The organism is Streptomyces sp. NPDC050528 (genome assembly GCF_044457795.1).
Lineage (GTDB): Bacteria > Actinomycetota > Actinomycetes > Streptomycetales > Streptomycetaceae > Streptomyces.
In genome coordinates this window covers 918,460-935,090 of sequence record NZ_JBITHH010000001.1, presented here as the reverse complement: position 1 = coordinate 935,090, position 16,631 = coordinate 918,460, and the positions used below count along the sequence as shown (strand labels likewise).

General features: G+C 68.7%; 13 protein-coding genes. 7 read left to right on the top strand and 6 right to left on the bottom strand.

The annotated features are described in order from the left end of the window. The first annotated feature begins 2 nt into the window (after positions 1-2). Both ACIBK4_RS04280 and ACIBK4_RS04275 read left to right on the top strand, forming a co-directional pair. Complete coding sequence (locus ACIBK4_RS04280) at positions 3-1,055, top strand: ABC transporter ATP-binding protein (protein ID WP_398991927.1); 1,053 nt, start codon at positions 3-5, stop codon at positions 1,053-1,055. After that, positions 1,048-2,196 carry an ABC transporter ATP-binding protein gene (locus ACIBK4_RS04275; RefSeq protein ID WP_398991925.1) on the top strand — a complete coding sequence of 383 codons (1,149 nt, stop codon included), beginning with the start codon at positions 1,048-1,050 and terminating at the stop codon, positions 2,194-2,196. Before ACIBK4_RS04280 ends, ACIBK4_RS04275 begins: the two co-directional genes overlap by 8 nt. A gap of 97 nt (positions 2,197-2,293) precedes the next feature. Here the strand turns inward: ACIBK4_RS04275 and ACIBK4_RS04270 are convergent, their stop codons facing one another. From ACIBK4_RS04270 to ACIBK4_RS04250, 5 genes are read right to left on the bottom strand one after another with little or no spacing between them, the layout of a single operon-like run. Beyond that, positions 2,294-3,289, bottom strand: a complete 996-nt coding sequence (locus tag ACIBK4_RS04270; protein WP_398991923.1) for an oligopeptide/dipeptide ABC transporter ATP-binding protein — start codon at positions 3,287-3,289, stop codon at positions 2,294-2,296. Further along, on the bottom strand, positions 3,286-4,314 hold the full coding sequence (locus ACIBK4_RS04265) for an ABC transporter ATP-binding protein (protein WP_398991921.1): 1,029 nt from the start codon (positions 4,312-4,314) through the stop codon (positions 3,286-3,288). The genes ACIBK4_RS04270 and ACIBK4_RS04265 overlap by 4 nt, the downstream gene beginning before the upstream one ends. Next, entirely contained in the window at positions 4,311-5,225 is a 915-nt protein-coding gene (locus ACIBK4_RS04260) for an ABC transporter permease (protein WP_398991919.1), read from the bottom strand. Before ACIBK4_RS04260 ends, ACIBK4_RS04265 begins: the two co-directional genes overlap by 4 nt. After that, positions 5,222-6,259 carry an ABC transporter permease gene (locus ACIBK4_RS04255; RefSeq protein WP_398991917.1) on the bottom strand — a complete coding sequence of 346 codons (1,038 nt, stop codon included), beginning with the start codon at positions 6,257-6,259 and terminating at the stop codon, positions 5,222-5,224. The genes ACIBK4_RS04260 and ACIBK4_RS04255 overlap by 4 nt, the downstream gene beginning before the upstream one ends. A 44-nt stretch (positions 6,260-6,303) precedes the next feature. Then, the gene (locus ACIBK4_RS04250) at positions 6,304-8,181 is read right to left on the bottom strand and encodes an ABC transporter substrate-binding protein (protein WP_398991915.1); all 1,878 of its coding nucleotides are present in this window, start codon (positions 8,179-8,181) and stop codon (positions 6,304-6,306) included. Positions 8,182-8,510: 329 nt separating this feature from the next. Between ACIBK4_RS04250 and ACIBK4_RS04245 the strand changes: the two genes are divergently transcribed. Genes ACIBK4_RS04245 through ACIBK4_RS04225 form a run of 5 tightly spaced genes read left to right on the top strand, consistent with a single transcriptional unit; the run spans position 8,511 to position 14,187 of the window. Beyond that, positions 8,511-10,145 (top strand): ABC transporter substrate-binding protein, encoded by a 1,635-nt coding sequence (locus tag ACIBK4_RS04245; protein WP_398991913.1) that lies wholly within the window; start codon positions 8,511-8,513, stop codon positions 10,143-10,145. A gap of 54 nt (positions 10,146-10,199) precedes the next feature. Next, positions 10,200-11,123, top strand: a complete 924-nt coding sequence (locus tag ACIBK4_RS04240; RefSeq protein ID WP_398991910.1) for an ABC transporter permease — start codon at positions 10,200-10,202, stop codon at positions 11,121-11,123. Then, on the top strand, positions 11,116-12,096 hold the full coding sequence (locus tag ACIBK4_RS04235; protein ID WP_398991907.1) for an ABC transporter permease: 981 nt from the start codon (positions 11,116-11,118) through the stop codon (positions 12,094-12,096). Before ACIBK4_RS04240 ends, ACIBK4_RS04235 begins: the two co-directional genes overlap by 8 nt. 8 nt (positions 12,097-12,104) lie before the next feature. Continuing rightward, positions 12,105-13,079, top strand: coding sequence for an ABC transporter ATP-binding protein (locus ACIBK4_RS04230; protein WP_398991904.1), 975 nt, complete (start codon positions 12,105-12,107; stop codon positions 13,077-13,079). Further along, positions 13,072-14,187 carry an ABC transporter ATP-binding protein gene (locus tag ACIBK4_RS04225; RefSeq protein ID WP_398991902.1) on the top strand — a complete coding sequence of 372 codons (1,116 nt, stop codon included), beginning with the start codon at positions 13,072-13,074 and terminating at the stop codon, positions 14,185-14,187. Before ACIBK4_RS04230 ends, ACIBK4_RS04225 begins: the two co-directional genes overlap by 8 nt. A gap of 150 nt (positions 14,188-14,337) precedes the next feature. Here ACIBK4_RS04225 and ACIBK4_RS04220 read toward each other — a convergent pair whose 3' ends face one another. Beyond that, positions 14,338-16,455, bottom strand: coding sequence for a prolyl oligopeptidase family serine peptidase (locus tag ACIBK4_RS04220; protein ID WP_398991900.1), 2,118 nt, complete (start codon positions 16,453-16,455; stop codon positions 14,338-14,340). Positions 16,456-16,631 lie beyond the last annotated feature (176 nt).

Genomic DNA, 16,631 nt, shown 5'->3' with positions numbered 1-16,631 from the left:
ACGTGACCATCATCGAAGAAGCAGCGCCGGTGCCGGCGCCCCGCGACGGCGAGGACACCCCACTGCTCGAAGTGCGTGACCTGCACGTCGAGTTCGTCACCCGCGAGGGTGTCGTACGGGCTGTCAACGGCGTCAACTACAACGTCCACGCCGGCGAGACCCTCGCCGTGCTCGGCGAGTCCGGCTCCGGCAAGTCGGTGACCGCGCAGGCGGTCATGGGCATTCTCGACATGCCGCCGGCCCGGATCCCGCAGGGCGAGATCCTCTTCCGCGGCCAGGACATGCTCAAGATGTCCGGCGAGGAACGCCGCAAGATCCGCGGCCGCCGCATCGCCATGATCTTCCAGGACGCGCTCAGTTCGCTGAACCCGGTGCTCTCCGTGGGCTACCAGCTCGGCGAGATGTTCCGCGTCCACCAGGGCCTCTCCAAGAAGGAGGCCAAGGCCAAGTCCATCGACCTGATGGACCGGGTGAAGATCCCGGCCGCCGCGGCGCGGGTGAACGACTACCCGCACCAGTTCTCCGGCGGTATGCGCCAGCGCATCATGATCGCCATGGCGCTGGCCCTGGAGCCGGACCTGATCATCGCCGACGAGCCCACCACGGCCCTCGACGTGACCGTCCAGGCCCAGGTCATGGACCTGCTCGCGGACCTCCAGCGCGAGTACAACATGGGGCTCATCCTGATCACCCACGACCTCGGCGTCGTCGCCGACGTCGCGGACAAGATCGCGGTGATGTACGCGGGCCGGATCGTCGAGCGCGCGCCGGTGCACGAGCTCTACAAGAGGCCCGCGCACCCCTACACCCGGGGTCTGCTGGACTCGATCCCGCGCCTGGACCAGAAGGGCCAGGAGCTCTACGCGATCAAGGGCCTGCCGCCCAACCTGCTGCACGTGCCCACCGGTTGCGCCTTCAACCCGCGCTGCCCGAAGGCGCAGGACATCTGCCGTACGGAGGTCCCGGAGCTGGTTCCGGTGACCGAGCAGGACGGCACCGAACTGGTCGGCCGGGGTTCGGCATGCCACTTCTGGAAGGAGACGATCCATGGCTGAGCTCAGCAAGAACGACGAGCCGCAGGAGGCCACGCCGAACGTCTCCGAGGTGGAGGTCGCCGAGGTCCACTCCGAGACGGAGGCGGTCGGCGCCATCGAGGCGCCCGTCGACCGGGGCGAGCCGATCCTCCAGGTGCGGAACCTGGTGAAGCACTTCCCGCTCACCCAGGGCATCCTGTTCCGGAAACAGATCGGCGCGGTCAAGGCCGTCGACGGTGTCTCCTTCGACCTGTACCAGGGCGAGACCCTGGGCATCGTGGGCGAGTCCGGCTGCGGCAAGTCCACGGTCGCCAAGCTCTTGATGAACCTGGAGCAGGTCACCGCGGGCGAGATCTTCTACAAGGGCCAGGACATCACCAAGCTGTCCGGCCGCGCGCTGAAGGCCGTCCGCCGCAACATCCAGATGGTGTTCCAGGACCCGTACACCTCGCTCAACCCCCGGATGACGGTCGGCGACATCATCGGCGAGCCCTTCGACATCCACCCCGAGGTGGCCCCCAAGGGCGACCGGCGCCGCAAGGTGCAGGAACTCCTCGACGTCGTCGGTCTCAACCCCGAGTACATCAACCGCTACCCGCACCAGTTCTCGGGCGGTCAGCGCCAGCGCATCGGCATCGCCCGCGGCCTCGCGCTCAACCCCGAGGTCATCATCTGCGACGAGCCGGTCTCCGCGCTCGACGTGTCGGTGCAGGCACAGGTCATCAACCTGATGGAGCGACTGCAGGACGAGTTCAACCTCTCCTACATCTTCATCGCGCACGACCTGTCGATCGTCCGCCACATCTCGGACCGGGTCGGGGTCATGTACCTCGGCAAGCTCGCCGAGATCGGCAGCGACGAGCAGATCTACGACCACCCGACGCACCCCTACACCCAGGCTCTGCTGTCGGCGGTCCCGGTGCCCGACCCGGAGGCCCGTGAGGGCCGCGAGCGGATCATCCTCACCGGTGACGTCCCGTCGCCGGCGAACCCGCCGTCCGGCTGCAGCTTCCGCACCCGTTGCTGGAAGGCGCAGGACAAGTGCTCGACCGAGGTCCCGCTGCTGGCGGTGCCCGAGCGCTTCCGCGGGGACGACACCCCGGCCGCGCACGAGTCGGCGTGCCACTTCGCCGAGGTCAGGGACGTGGTGCACGCGAGCTGAGCCGCGGCGTCCTCTCTACGGCCACTGGTTCCCGGCACCGTCCCACGGTGCCGGGAACCGGCGTTCCCGGACCGGGGCGGTGCCGGTGCCCGTGTGCTCAGACCGCGGGGTCCAGCGCCCGCGCCCAGTGACAGGCCACCTGCGCGTCCCCGCCGCCGCCCAGCACCTCCAGGTCCTCGGTCCGGCACCGGTGTGCGACACCCGCGCGCTCCGCCTCGCCGCTCGCCAGGACCTGGCAGCGCGCCCGGAACCGGCAGCCGGTCGGGATACGGGACGGGTCCGGAGGCTCGCCGCTGAGGACGACGGGATCGCCGGGCGCCTCCGGCAGGACCGACAACAGGGCCTGGGTGTAAGGATGTTGAGGCGCCGTCAGCACCTGCTCCGCGTCCCCGGTCTCCACGATCCGCCCCAGGTACATCACCGCGACCCGGTCGGCGATGTTCCACGCCAGCCCCAGATCGTGGGTCACCACCAGGGCGGCCAGGCCGAGTTCGGTGCGCAGCCGCAGCAGGAGGGCGAGGATCTCGCCGCGCACGGAGGCGTCCAGGGAGGCCACCGGCTCGTCGGCGACGAGGAGTTCGGGCTCCAGGACGAGCGCACCGGCGATCACCACGCGCTGACGCTGCCCGCCGGACAGCTCGTGCGGATAACGCAGGAAGAACCGCTCGGGCGGCCGGAGCCCCGCCCGGGCCAACGCCTGCGCGACCGCCGCGCGTTCGTCACCGGCACTTCCATGGATCCGCAGCCCCTCGGCCACCGCGTCGTACACCGTGTGCCGCGGATTGAGCGACCCGCTCGGATCCTGGAGGACAAGCTGAACCCGCCGCCGATAGGCCTTCAGCGCCCGGGAGTTGTACCGCAGCGCCTCCCCGTCGAACGCGACCCGCCCCGCGCTCGGCGCCACCAGCCCCAGCAACGACCGCGCCAACGTCGTCTTCCCACACCCGGACTCCCCGACGAGCGCCACGATCTCACCCGCCCGGATATCGAGATCGACCCCGTCCACAGCCCGAGCCTCCGCACCCCCACGCCGCGCGGGAAACGCCACACGCAGCCCCTGAGCACTGAGCAACGGCCCCGAAGTCGTCGTCATGGCGCACTCCTTGTGTCAGGGGCGGGGGTGGCTGGTTCCTGTGTGCCCTCGGTCGCCGTCCCCGTGCTCACGGCAGGCACCGGCACATGAACACAAGCCGCCCGTCGCCCCCGCCCCGCCCCCCGCAAGACCTGGTCCTCAGTCAGACACACGTCCACCGCCTCCCCGCAGCGTGGATGGAACGCGCAGCCGGACGGGAGTTCCGACGGGTCGGGTGGGTCGCCCGGCAAGCCGCGGGGCGCGAAGCGGGAGGTCGGGTCGCCGATGTGGGAGAAGGAGGCCGAGAGGGCCTTGGCGTAGGGGTGGAGGGCGTTTTCGTAGACCTCTTGGGCGGGGCCCTCCTCGATGATTCGGCCTGCGTACATCACCACCAGGCGGTCGCAGATGTCCGCCAGGACGGCCAGGTCGTGGCTGATCATGATCAGGCCCAAGTCCTGGTCCGTGACGAGGCGTTCGAGGAGGTTCAGGATCTGGGCCTGGATCATCACGTCGAGGGCGGTGGTCGGCTCGTCGGCGATGATCAGTTGGGGGGCGCAGGCCAGGGCCATGGCGATCATCACGCGTTGGCGTTGGCCGCCGGAGAGTTCGTGCGGGTACGCCGTCGCCCGGGACGCCGGCAGTCCGGCCTGTTCCAGGAGTTCCCCGGTGCGCTTGCGGGCCTGTGCCGCCGTCGCACCCTGGTGCAGCAGCACCGGCTCCGCGATCTGGTCGCCGATGCGGTGCACGGGGTTGAGGGAGTGCATCGCGCCCTGGAAGACGATGGAGGCGCCGGCCCAGCGGACCGCCCGCACCCGCCCCCAGCGCATCGTCAGCACGTCCTCCCCGTTCAGCAGGATCTCCCCGGTGACCCGGGTCCCCGGCGGCAACAGCCGGAGCAGCGCGAGGGCCAACGTGGACTTGCCGCAGCCCGACTCGCCCGCCACGCCCACTTTCTGACCGGCCGTCAGGGACAGGTCCACGCCCCGTACCGCGGCCACACCGCCCGGGTACGTCACTTCCAGGTTCTTGACCTCCAGGAGCGTCAACCCGCCACCCCCAGCCGGGGGTTGAGGACCGACTCCACCGCGCGCCCGCACAGCGTGAACGCCAGCGCGACCACGGCGATCGCGATGCCGGGCGGGATCAGATACCACCAGTCACCCGCGCTCACCGCGCCCGCTTCCCGGGCGTCCTGGAGCAGCCCGCCCCACGACACCACCGTCGGATCCCCGAGCCCCAGGAACGCGAGGGTCGCCTCCGTGAGGATGGAGGTCGAGACCATCAGGGTCGTCTGGGCCAGGATCAGGGGCATCACATTGGGCAGCACGTGCCGGGACATGACGTGCCAGTGGCCGCCGCCCAGCGCCCGCGCGCGTTCGATGTACGGCCGTGACTCCACCGCCAGCGTCTGCGCCCGCACCAGCCGGGCCGTGGTCGGCCACGTGGTCACGCCGATCGCCAGGATCACCGTCCCGAGAGAGCGGGACATGACCGTGGCCAGCGCGATCGCCAGCACCAGCGTCGGCATGACCAGGAACCAGTCGGTGATCCGCATCAGCACGGTCCCGTACGCGCCCCGGAAGTGCCCGGCGGTGATCCCGACCACCGCGCCGATCGCCACCGACAGCACCGCCGCGAGCAGTCCGACGAGCAGCGAGACCCGGGCTCCCCAGACGACGAGCCCCAGCAGGTTCCGCCCGAACTGGTCGGTGCCCAGCGGGAATTGGGCGCTCGGGCTCTCCAGCGGGTCGCCCGGCGCGTCGGTCACGCTCGACACGTCGGAGCCGACCGTCAGCGGCGCGGTGAGCGCGATCAGCGCGAAGAGGGCGAGCGCGGCCAGGCCGATCAGGCCGGAGCGGTGGGTGCGGTACCTCGTCCAGAACCGCGCGGCGGACCGGCGCCGGCGCTGCCAGGCGAGCGCCCGAGGACCTGCTTGCGCGACGGGGGGAGTGGTCATCGGCCCACCCGGGGGTCGAGCAGCGGATAGACCAGGTCCGCCAGTGTGTTCATGACGATCACCGCCGACGCGAAGAAGAGGAACAGGCCCTGGACCAGGGGCAGATCGGGCACGCTGAGGGCCTGGTAGAACAGCCCGCCCAGGCCGGGCCAGGAGAACACGGTCTCCACCAGGATCACCCCCGCGACCGTACGGCCGAGGTTGACGAAGACGAGGGTCACGGTCGGCAGCAGCGCGTTCGGGACCGCGTGCCGGCGCCGGACCAGGTCGTCCCGAAGTCCCTTGGCTCGCGCGGTCGTCAGATAGTCGCTGCCCATCTCGTCGAGCAGCGCGGAGCGGGTGACCAGCAGCGTCTGCCCGTACTCGACCGCCACCAGCGTGATCACCGGGAGGACCAAGTGGTGGGCGACGTCCAGGACGTACGCGAGGCCCTCCTTGCCGCCCGATTCCATGCCGCCCGTCGGGAAGAGCCCCGGGATCGGGCCCACGCCCACCGAGAACACGATGATCAGCAGCAGGCCCAGCCAGAACGACGGGACCGAGTAAAGGGTCAGCGCCAGACCGGTGTTGAGCCGGTCCGAGAGGCTGCCGTGCCGCCACGCGGAGCGCGTCCCGAGGAACATGCCGAGCGCTGTGTACAGCACGAAGGCCGTGCCGGTGAGCAGCAGCGTGTTCGGCAGCGCCTCGGTGATCTTGTCGATGACGGGCGCCTTGAACTGGTACGACGTCCCGAGGTCACCGGTGAGCGCCTTGCTGCAGTAGTCGGTGAACTGCTGCCACAGTGGCAGGTCGAGCCCGAACTCCTTGCGGTACTGCGCGAGTTGCCCGGCGGAGATCGGGCGGCCGCCCGTCATCGTCTTGACCGGGTCGCCCGGGATGAGCCGGAACAGGAAGAAGCCGGTGACCAGCACGGCGAGCAACGAGACGGCCGCGCCGCCCAACTTGCCCGCCACGTACCGGACATAGCCGGTCCGGGTGCCCGCTCCCGGACCGGTCGTCTCCTCCACCAGAACCGATGGTGCGTCGGCTGCCATCAACGGCCGCCCCGCGCACCGCTGTTGAGGATCGGCGCCATCGGCTACTCCCGGTCCTCGGCCGTGGCCCGGCGCCGCAGCCCGAACAGGACCAGCGCACCGACGACGACCACACCCCCGACGGCGATCCCGGCGATCGCCCCGCCCGAGAGCCCGCCGGACGACGACCCGTCGGAGGCGGCCGGCACCGCGGACCACCAACTCCAGTAGCCGTCCTGGCCGTAGATGTTGCCGCCACTGCTGGGCATCGTCTCGATGGACTTGATCTGGTCGGTGCGGTAGGCCTCGACGGCGTTCGGGTACGCCATGACGTTCATGTACCCGAGGTCGTAGAGCCGGGACTCCATCTGCTTGACGATGTCCGCCCGCTTGGCCGGGTCGTACTCGGCCAACTGCTGGGCGTAGAGCGTGTCGTACGCCTTGTCGCAGACGAAGTTGTCGGTCGCGCCGATGTCCTTGGGCGTCGCCGGCAGGGCCGCGCAGGTGTGGATGGACAGGACGAAGTCCGGGTCGGGGTTGACGGACCAGCCGTCGAAGGCGAGGTCGTACTTGCCCGCGAGCCAGGGGTCGGTGACGTTGTCGAGGCAGTCGAGGCTCACGCCGATGCCGAGCTTGCCCCACCACTCCTGGAGGTACTGGCCGACCGCCTTGTCGTTCGGGTCGGTGGCGTGGCACAGCAGGCGGTAGGTGATCGGCTTGCCGTCCTTGCCGACGCGTTTGCCGTCACTGTTCTTCTTGTAGCCCGCCTGGTCGAGGAGTTGGGCCGCCTTGGTGGGGTCGTAGGCGAGTTCCTGGCTCGCCGACGGTTTCCAGAAGTACGTCGAGAAGCGCGGCGGGATGTAGCCCTGGCCCTCGACGGCGTGGCCCTGGAAGACCTTGTCGATGAGGGTCTTGCGGTCGACCGCCATGAACAGGGCGTGCCGCACGTTCTCGTCGAGCAGGGAGGGGTCGCCGTCGCCGAAGTGCTGCCCGTTCTTCGCCTGTGCGCCGGGGTTGGTGGCGAGGGCGTAGAAGCGGCGGCCGGGGGCGTCGTTGACCTTGATGTTCTTCTCGCCCTTGAGGGACGCGGCCTGGGCGGGCGTCAGGGACGGGGACCCGGCGACGAAGGAGACCTCGCCCTTGCGCAGGGCGGCGACCGCGGCGTCCTGGTCCTTGTAGTAGCGGAAGACCAGCTCGTCGAACTTGGGTGCCCCGCGCCAGAAGGTCTTGTTGGCCTTGAGGCGGACGTAGCTGTCGGCCTTGTAGTCGGTGAGGACGAACGGGCCGTTGCCGACGATCGGGAAGGTCTTGTCGTTGTTGAACTTGGAGAGGTCGCCGGCCTTCTCCCAGATGTGCTTCGGCACGATCGGCACGTCGAGCGCGGTCATCGTGGCCTGCGGCTTCTTCAGCTTGATGACCAGCTGGGTGGGGCTCGGGGCGGTGACCTTCGCGAAGTTGGTGACGAAGCTGCCGTTGGCGGTGGCGGCGCCCGGGTCGGTCATCATCGTGTTGAACGTCCACGCCGCGTCCTCGGCGGTGGCCTGCTGTCCGTCGGACCACTTGGAGTTCGAGCGGATCGTGTACGTCCAGGTCAGCTTGTCCGCCGACGACGTCCACTTGGTGGCCAGCCCGGGGATGGTGTGGTTGTCCTTGGGGTCGTAGTTGGTGAGGTAGTCGTACATCAGCCGGCCGATGCTCGTGCTGACCAGGCGGGTCGCCAGGAACGGGCTCAGGGAGTCCACGCTCTGCGCGACGGCGACGGTGAGGACCTTGTCGCTCTTCTGGGCCTTGGCCTCGGCCTGCTGCGGTGCCGGATTGAGGGGGGTGGCGAGCGCCGCCGTGAGCGCCAGGGCGCCGGCCGCTCCGGCCACCAGCCGGTGCGGGCGGGGTCGTGGTCGTCTCGGGCGTGAGTGCTCTGTGCCGGTGCGGTCCTGAGTGCTCATGGTCCTGACCTCGCGCTGGTGACGCCGGGCTGGGTTGAAGAGTGTGTCTATCAGCGCCGGTCGGCGCCCGTCAACGGTGCCTGAAAGCCCATGTGGCCTGCGGAAACGGGGAGTTGACGGCGAGATCGGAGGTTTATTGGTCCACACCACTGAAGCGTGCCTGGTGGGGCCCTGACGGTCTGTCCGGACCACCTCGGTCCAGGTGGCATCACCCCTCTCACGCGCGGCTTGTGCTGCATTCGGGTGACTGCGTGTGCGCTGTGCCCACTTTGTGCAGATATTGGCCGGTAACGGATGTGCACGGATCGGCTTTCCTGAGGAGGCACTCGATGCGTGGAGCCACGCACGCCAAATGGGCCGCTTGCGCGGCGGCGGTAGCCCTCGCGGCGACCGCCTGTGGGGGCGGCGGGAGCAGCGGCGGCGGTGGTGGCGACGGCAGCGCGGTGCTCAGCGCCTCCTGGGGAGACCCGCAGAACCCGCTGGAGCCGGCCAACACCAACGAGGTGCAGGGCGGCAAGGTCCTCGACATGGTCTTCCGCGGTCTGAAGCGGTACGACCCGAAGACCGGCAAGGCCGAGGACATGCTCGCCGACAAGATCGACACCACGGACTCGCAGAACTTCACGGTCACCGTCAAGAGCGGCTGGAAGTTCAGCAACGGCGAGGCCGTCACCGCGAAGTCGTTCGTGGACGCCTGGAACTACGGGGCGAGCCTCAAGAACAACCAGAAGAACGCGTACTTCTTCGGGTACATCGAGGGCTACGACAAGGTCCACCCCGACAGCGGCTCGCAGAGCGCGACCACGCTCACCGGGCTCAAGGTGACCGGCACCAACACCTTCACCATCAAGCTCACCCAGAAGTTCTCGACCTTCCCCGACACCCTCGGCTACGCGGCCTACTCCCCGCTGCCGTCGACGTTCTTCTCGGACCACGCGGCCTGGCTGAAGAAGCCGGTCGGGAACGGGCCGTACACCATCTCGTCGTACACCAAGGGCTCGCAGATGCAGCTCAAGAAGTGGGACGGGTACACCGGTTCGGACAAGGCGCAGAACGGCGGGGTGACCCTCAAGGTCTACACCGACAACAACACCGCCTACACCGACCTGATGGCCGGCAACCTCGACCTCGTCGACGACATCCCGGCCTCGCAGCTGAAGAACGTCAAGAGCGACCTCGGCAGCCGGTACATCAACACGCCCGCCGGCATCATCCAGACCCTCGCGTTCCCGTACTACGACAAGAACTGGAACAAGAGCGGCTCGGAGAAGGTCCGCCAGGGGCTGTCCATGGCCATCAACCGAGACCAGATCACCAACACGATCTTCCAGAAGACGCGTACCCCCGCCACCGACTGGACCTCACCGGTGCTCGGCACCGAGGGCGGCTTCCAGGACGGGCTGTGCGGGGACGCCTGCAAGTACAACCCGACCGAGGCGAAGAAGCTGGTCCAGGAGGGCGGCGGCATTCCCGGCGGCCAGGTCAAGATCACGTACAACGCGGACACGGGCTCGCACAAGGAGTGGGTGGACGCGGTGTGCAACTCCATCAACAACGCGCTCGGCAACGACAAGGCGTGCGTCGGGAACCCGGTCGGCACCTTCGCGGACTTCCGCAACCAGATCGGCCAGCACAAGATGACGGGCCCGTTCCGCGCCGGCTGGCAGATGGACTACCCGCTCATCCAGAACTTCCTCCAGCCGCTGTACTACACCAACGCCTCGTCCAACGACGGCCAGTGGTCCAACAAGGACTTCGACAAGCTCGTCGACCAGGCCAACGCGGAGACCGACACCAGCAAGGCGATCAAGCTCTTCCAGCAGGCCGAGGGTGTCGTCCGCGACAACATGGCCGCCATTCCGCTCTGGTACCAGAACGGCAGCGCGGGCTACTCCGACCGGCTCTCCAACGTGGCGCTGAACCCGTTCAGCGTCCCCGTCTACAACGAGATCAAGGTCAGCTGAGCCGCACCGGGGGCGGGTTCACGCTCGCCCGCCCTCACGATCCCCGGAGCCTCCATGGGACGGTACGTAATCCGGCGTCTGCTGCAGATGATCCCGGTCTTCATCGGCGCCACACTGTTGATCTTCCTGATGGTGAACGTGATGGGCGACCCCATCGCGGGCCTGTGCGGCGACCGGCAGTGCGACCCGGCGACGGCCGCCCAGCTCAAGCGGGAGTTCGGCCTCGACAAGCCCGTGTGGCAGCAGTACCTGACCTACATGGGGAACGTCTTTACCGGTGACTTCGGTACGGCGTTCAACGGCCAGAAGGTCACCGAGCTGATGTCGACCGCGTTCCCCGTCACCATCCGGCTGACCGTCGTGGCGATCGTCATCGAGGTCGTCGTCGGCATCGCGCTCGGCGTGATCACCGGCCTCAAGCGCGGCCGCCCGATCGACACCACGGTCCTCCTGCTCACCCTCATCGTGATCTCCATCCCGACCTTCGTCACCGGTCTGCTGCTGCAACTGCTGCTCGGCGTCGAATGGGGCTGGATCAAACCGTCGGTGTCCACGGACGCGAACTTCGGCGAACTCATCGTCCCCGGGCTGGTGTTGGCCTCGGTCTCGCTCGCGTACGTGACCCGGCTGACCCGGACGTCCATCGCGGAGAACCGGCGCTCCGACTACGTCCGTACGGCGGTGGCGAAGGGTCTCCCGAGACGCCGGGTGATCGTCCGCCACCTGCTGCGCAACTCGCTCATCCCGGTGGTCACCTTCATCGGCACCGACATCGGGGCCCTGATGGGCGGCGCGATCGTCACCGAGCGGATCTTCAACATCCACGGCGTCGGCTTCCAGCTCTACCAGGGGATCGTGCGCCAGAACACCCAGACGGTGGTCGGCTTCGTGACGGTCCTGGTCCTGGTCTTCCTGGTCGCGAATCTTCTCGTCGACCTCCTCTACGCCGTACTCGACCCGAGGATCCGCTATGCCTGAGCAGCCGTTCGAACCGGAGCGCGCGATTGCCGGGACCGGCATGGGCGGCGCGATGGACCTCGCCGCGAGCGAGGCGGAAACCCTGGAGAAGACGCCGGGCGGCCCGGAAGGCACGGGCCCGCAGGAGAGGCCCCGCAGCCTCTGGTCAGACGCGTGGCGCGACCTGCGCCGCAACCCCGTCTTCATCATCTCCGCGCTCGTCATCGTCTTCCTGGTGATCATCTCCCTCTGGCCGTCCCTGATCGCCTCGGGCAACCCCCTCAAGTGCGACCTCGCCAAGGCGCAGGAGGGCTCCCAACCGGGCCACCCCTTCGGCTACGACGGCCAGGGCTGCGACGTCTACACGCGCACGGTGTACGGCACGCGGACGTCGGTGACGGTAGGCGTGCTGGCCACGCTCGGGGTAGCGATCTTCGGCTCGGTACTGGGCGGCCTGGCGGGCTTCTTCGGCGGGATCTGGGACTCGATCCTCTCCCGCCTGACGGACATCTTCTTCGCGATCCCGGTGGTCCTCGGCGGCCTTGTCCTGCTCTCCGTGGTGACGAGCAACACGGTCTGGCCGGTCATCGGCTTCATGGTGCTGCTCGGCTGGCCGCAGATCTCCCGCATCGCCCGCGGCTCGGTCATCACCGCCAAACAGAACGACTACGTCCAGGCCGCGCGAGCATTGGGCGCCTCCAACTCCCGCCTGTTGCTACGCCACATCACCCCGAACGCGGTAGCCCCGGTGATCGTGGTCGCCACCATCGCCCTCGGCACCTACATCTCGCTGGAGGCGACCCTGTCGTACCTCGGCGTAGGCCTGAAGCCCCCCACGGTCAGCTGGGGCATCGACATCTCGGCCGCCTCCCAGTACATCCGCAACGCCCCCCACATGCTCCTCTGGCCCGCCGGCGCCCTGGCGATCACGGTCCTCGCATTCATCATGCTCGGCGACGCGGTCCGCGACGCCCTCGACCCGAAGTTGAGGTGACCCGCGTCATGCTGCTCGAAGTGCGGGATCTGCACGTGGAGTTCAGGACCAGGGACGGGGTCGCCAAGGCCGTCAACGGGGTCAACTACAGCGTGGACGCGGGGGAGACCCTGGCCGTGCTGGGGGAGTCGGGGTCCGGGAAGTCCGTGACCGCGCAGGCTGTCATGGGGATCCTCGACACCCCGCCGGGGAAGATCACCGGCGGGGAGATTCTCTTCCGGGGCGAGGATCTGCTGAAGTTCAAAGAAGACGAGCGGCGCAAGGTTCGCGGTGCCGAGATGGCGATGATCTTCCAGGACGCGCTGTCCTCGCTCAACCCCGTGCTCTCCGTGGGCGATCAGCTCGGCGAGATGTTCATCGTGCACCGGGGAATGTCCCGAAAGGACGCGCGGACCAAGGCAGTTGAGTTGATGGACCGGGTGCGGATTCCCGGTGCCGCTCAGCGCGTCCGGGACTATCCGCACCAGTTCTCCGGCGGGATGCGGCAACGCATCATGATCGCCATGGCGCTCGCCCTGGAGCCCGCGCTCATCATCGCCGACGAACCCACCACCGCCCTCGACGTCACCGTCCAGGCCCAAGTCATGGACCTGCTCGCCGAGTTGCAGCGCGAACTGCACATGGGGCTCATCCTCATCACCCACGACCTCGGAGTCGTCGCCGACGTCGCCGACAAGATCGCCGTGATGTACGCCGGTCGCATCGTCGAGTCGGCCCCCGTCCACGACATCTACAAGGCGCCCGCCCACCCCTACACGCGCGGCCTGTTGGACTCCATCCCACGTCTGGACCAGAAGGGGCAGGAGCTCTACGCCATCAAGGGCCTCCCGCCGAACCTCATGCACATCCCGCCCGGCTGCGCCTTCAACCCCCGCTGCCCGATGGCCCAGGACGTGTGCAGGACCGACGAACCCGAGCTGTACGAGGTGGATCAACACCGGGGCAGCGCCTGCCACTTCTGGAGGGAATGCCTCAATGGTTGAGTCAACAGCCGTAACAGGATCAACAGTTGAGCCGATCCTGGAGGTTGAGGGGCTCGTCAAGCACTACCCCCTGACCCAGGGCATCCTCTTCAAGAAGCAGGTCGGTGCCGTCAAGGCCGTCGACGGGGTGGACTTCACGCTCAACAGGGGCGAGACCCTCGGCATCGTGGGCGAGTCCGGGTGCGGTAAATCAACCGTCGCCAAGATGCTGGTCAACCTTGAGCGGCCGACCGAAGGGTCGATCAAGTTCAAGGGCGAGGACATCAGCCGGATGTCCGGCAAGGAACTGAAGGCCGCCCGCCGCAACATCCAGATGGTGTTCCAGGACCCCTACACCTCCCTCAACCCCCGTATGACGGTCGGCGACATCATCGGGGAGCCGTACGAGATCCACCCCGAGGTGGCGCCAAAGGGTGACCGGCGCAAGCGAGTTCAGGATCTGCTGGACGTGGTCGGGCTCAACCCCGAGTACATCAACCGGTATCCGCACCAGTTCTCCGGCGGCCAGCGCCAACGCATCGGCATCGCACGGGGGTTGGCGCTCCGCCCCGAGGTCATCGTCGCCGACGAACCCGTCTCCGCGCTCGACGTCTCCGTACAGGCCCAGGTCATCAACCTCCTCGACCGCCTCCAGGACGAGTTCGACCTCTCCTACATCTTCATCGCGCACGACCTGTCGATCGTCCGGCACATCTCGGACCGGGTCGGGGTCATGTACCTCGGCCGGATCGTGGAGATCGGCAAGGACGAGGAGATCTACGACCACCCGACGCACCCGTACACCCAGGCGCTGCTCTCCGCCGTCCCCGTCCCCGACCCGGACGCGCGCGAGCACCGGGAGCGGATCATCCTCGCGGGTGACGTGCCGTCGCCGACGAACATCCCGTCCGGGTGCCGCTTCCGCACCCGCTGCTGGAAGGCACAGGAGCGCTGCTCACTGGAGGTCCCGCTGCTCGCGGTACCGGCCGAGTTCCGGCTCGTGAGCGGCCCCACGGCACACGACTCGGCCTGCCACTTCGCCGAGGAGAAGACGGTCGTACCGAAGGAGGAGACCCCCGCAGCGGCCCCCGAAGCAACCCCGGACGATCTTGCGGATGGGGCGGAATAACACCACAAACAGGCATCAACCGCGTTAACACGCAGGCAACTCCGCCGACCCGGTCTCGATATACGGACGAGTCAACCTGAGTGACGTACGGCCGTGCGGGTGCCGTAAACGGACCGGGGCGCGCCATGTCGCCCCGGTCCGTTGCCGTACCTAGGACAGGCCCAACGCCCGCTTCAGGAAGTCCACTTGGAGCAGGAGCAAATTCTCCGCGACCTGTTCCTGCGGGGTCATGTGCGTGACGCCCGACAGCGGCAGCACCTCGTGCGGGCGGCCGGCGGCCAGCAGCGCGGAGGACAGCCGCAGGGCGTGGGCGACCACCACGTTGTCGTCGGCGAGACCGTGCACGACCATCAGCGGGCGGTCCGGGTCGGCGGGGGAGGACAGTCCGTCGTCCGTCACCAGACTGCTCTTCGCGTACGACTCCGGGTCCTTGGCCGGGTCGCCCAGGTACCGCTCCGTGTAGTGGGTGTCGTACAGCCGCCAGTCGGTGACCGGGGCGCCCGCGATGCCCGCGTGGAAGACGTCCGGGCGGCGGAGTACGGCGAGTCCCGCGAGCCAACCCCCGTACGACCAGCCCCGGATGGCCACCCGGGAGAGGTCCAGCGGGTGGGACTTCGCGAGGTCCTGGAGGGCGTCGATCTGGTCGTCCAGGGAAACCGTGAAGTCGCGGTGGACGGCCTTCTCCCACGCCGGTGAGCGGCCGGGGGTGCCCCGCCCGTCGGCGACGAGCACCGCGAAACCCTGGTCCGCGAACCACTGCGAGGTGAGGTGGGCGTTGTGCGCGGCGACCACGCGGGGGCCGTGCGGACCGCCGTACGGGTCCATCAAAACCGGAAGCGGACTGCTGCCGTCGTAGTCCTGTGGCATAAGCAGGGCGCACGGGACGCGCCGTGCGCCCCCCTCGGTGAACGTCATGCGCGGGGACAGACCGGGATCTTCGGCGTACGACGCGATCGTCACCGTCTTCTTGCCCTCGCGCAGCACTTGGATCTGCGTGCCCGGCCGGTCCGGTACCGCCGAGACCAGCACGGTCACGCCCCCGGCGCGTACCGCCGAGTGCACGCCGGGCTCTTGCGAGAGACGCTCCAAACCGAGTTCGTTGACGCGATAGACATGCACCTCGCCGGTCTCCGGGGCAGGCGCGTCCTCGCCCGCCGACGCCGAGATCAGCACGTGGTCGTCGGAGACGTCCAGCACCGCGCGGACGTGCAACTGCGGCCCTGTGAGCAGGCGTTCACCCACCGCGAGCACCCGGGCACCGCCCTCGTCGGCGATCCGCACGAGCCGTCCCGAGGGGCTCCAGCACGGCACTCCAGGGAAAAGATCAAGCCAAATTGGATCTTCGTCGGCATGCACCATCCGGGTCGCCCCGGAGTCGGGCTCCACGGCGAGGAACAGCTGGCTGCGCTGGTCCCGGGCCTGCACAAGGAGCAGCGGCGCACCCGCCGCTGACCAGTGCACTCGCGCCAGATACGGGTACCGGGCGCGGTCCCAGCGGACCTCCGTGCGCGTCCCGTCGAGCCCGATCACGTACAGCCGGACGTCCGCGTTGGCCGTGCCCGCCGCCGGGTACGCGACCCGCTGCGGCTCGCGCTCGGGGTGGGCCGGGTCGGCGATCCACCAGCGCTGTACCGGCGTGTCGTCCGCGCGCGCGACCAGCAGCCGGTCCGACTCCGGCGACCACCAGAAGCCGCGCGTCCGGCTCATCTCCTCGGCCGCGATGAACTCGGCCAATCCATAGGTAACTTGGTCCGACTCCGGCTCGGCGAGCGCGCGGTCACCGTCCCCGTCGGCTCCCACGACGCGCAGGGCGCCGCCCGTGACGTAGGCGATGTGCCGGCCGTCGGGGGAGGGGCGGGGGTCGATCACCGGTCCCGGGACCGGGAGTTCGCGTGCCGTACCGGCCCGCAGCTCGGCCGTGAAAAGCCGCCCTGACAAGGCGAAAGACGCCAACTCGGCCTCGCTGTCGGTGGCGTAGCCGACGATCCCCGCACCGCCCTCGCGGGTGCGTTCGCGGCGGGCCCGCTCCTCGGGGAAGAGGCGTTCCGAGGCCCCGCCCAGGAGGGCGCGCGGGTCGGCCGCCACGCGCTCCTCGCCGGCCGCCGGATCGAGGACCCACAGCGCGTTCGCCCGGTCCGTGCCGGACGGGGAGCGCAGGAACACGACCCGGGAACCGTCAGGTGACACGGTGAACGCGCGCGGCGCGCCGAGCGTGAACCGCTGGGTACGGGCGTGCCGTCGGGGGAAGGAGTCAGCCTCGGTCGTCATGACCCGACCATATTGGCCATGCGCCCCCTTGTGCGGCTGTGCGCCGAGCGATGCGCGAGCTCGCATAGTTATGATCACTAGCGCTGGGTGGGTATGAACCTGCTGGCTCCTGTATGGATTTGCTGTACCGATTTGCTCCAGGGATCCACCCCATGGATCCGCTGCCCCCATAGTCC

Bases quoted from the DNA above. Each gene is read 5' to 3' on its own strand.
- ACIBK4_RS04230 (WP_398991904.1), top strand. From the start codon at position 12,105: ATGCTGCTCGAAGTGCGGGATCTGCACGTGGAGTTCAGGACCAGGGAC.
- ACIBK4_RS04255 (WP_398991917.1), bottom strand. From the start codon at position 6,259: ATGGCAGCCGACGCACCATCGGTTCTGGTGGAGGAGACGACCGGTCCG.
- ACIBK4_RS04240 (WP_398991910.1), top strand. From the start codon at position 10,200: ATGGGACGGTACGTAATCCGGCGTCTGCTGCAGATGATCCCGGTCTTC.
- ACIBK4_RS04260 (WP_398991919.1), bottom strand. From the start codon at position 5,225: ATGACCACTCCCCCCGTCGCGCAAGCAGGTCCTCGGGCGCTCGCCTGG.
- ACIBK4_RS04225 (WP_398991902.1), top strand. From the start codon at position 13,072: ATGGTTGAGTCAACAGCCGTAACAGGATCAACAGTTGAGCCGATCCTG.
- ACIBK4_RS04270 (WP_398991923.1), bottom strand. From the start codon at position 3,289: ATGACGACGACTTCGGGGCCGTTGCTCAGTGCTCAGGGGCTGCGTGTG.
- ACIBK4_RS04250 (WP_398991915.1), bottom strand. From the start codon at position 8,181: ATGAGCACTCAGGACCGCACCGGCACAGAGCACTCACGCCCGAGACGA.
- ACIBK4_RS04245 (WP_398991913.1), top strand. From the start codon at position 8,511: ATGCGTGGAGCCACGCACGCCAAATGGGCCGCTTGCGCGGCGGCGGTA.
- ACIBK4_RS04220 (WP_398991900.1), bottom strand. From the start codon at position 16,455: ATGACGACCGAGGCTGACTCCTTCCCCCGACGGCACGCCCGTACCCAG.
- ACIBK4_RS04235 (WP_398991907.1), top strand. From the start codon at position 11,116: ATGCCTGAGCAGCCGTTCGAACCGGAGCGCGCGATTGCCGGGACCGGC.
- ACIBK4_RS04275 (WP_398991925.1), top strand. From the start codon at position 1,048: ATGGCTGAGCTCAGCAAGAACGACGAGCCGCAGGAGGCCACGCCGAAC.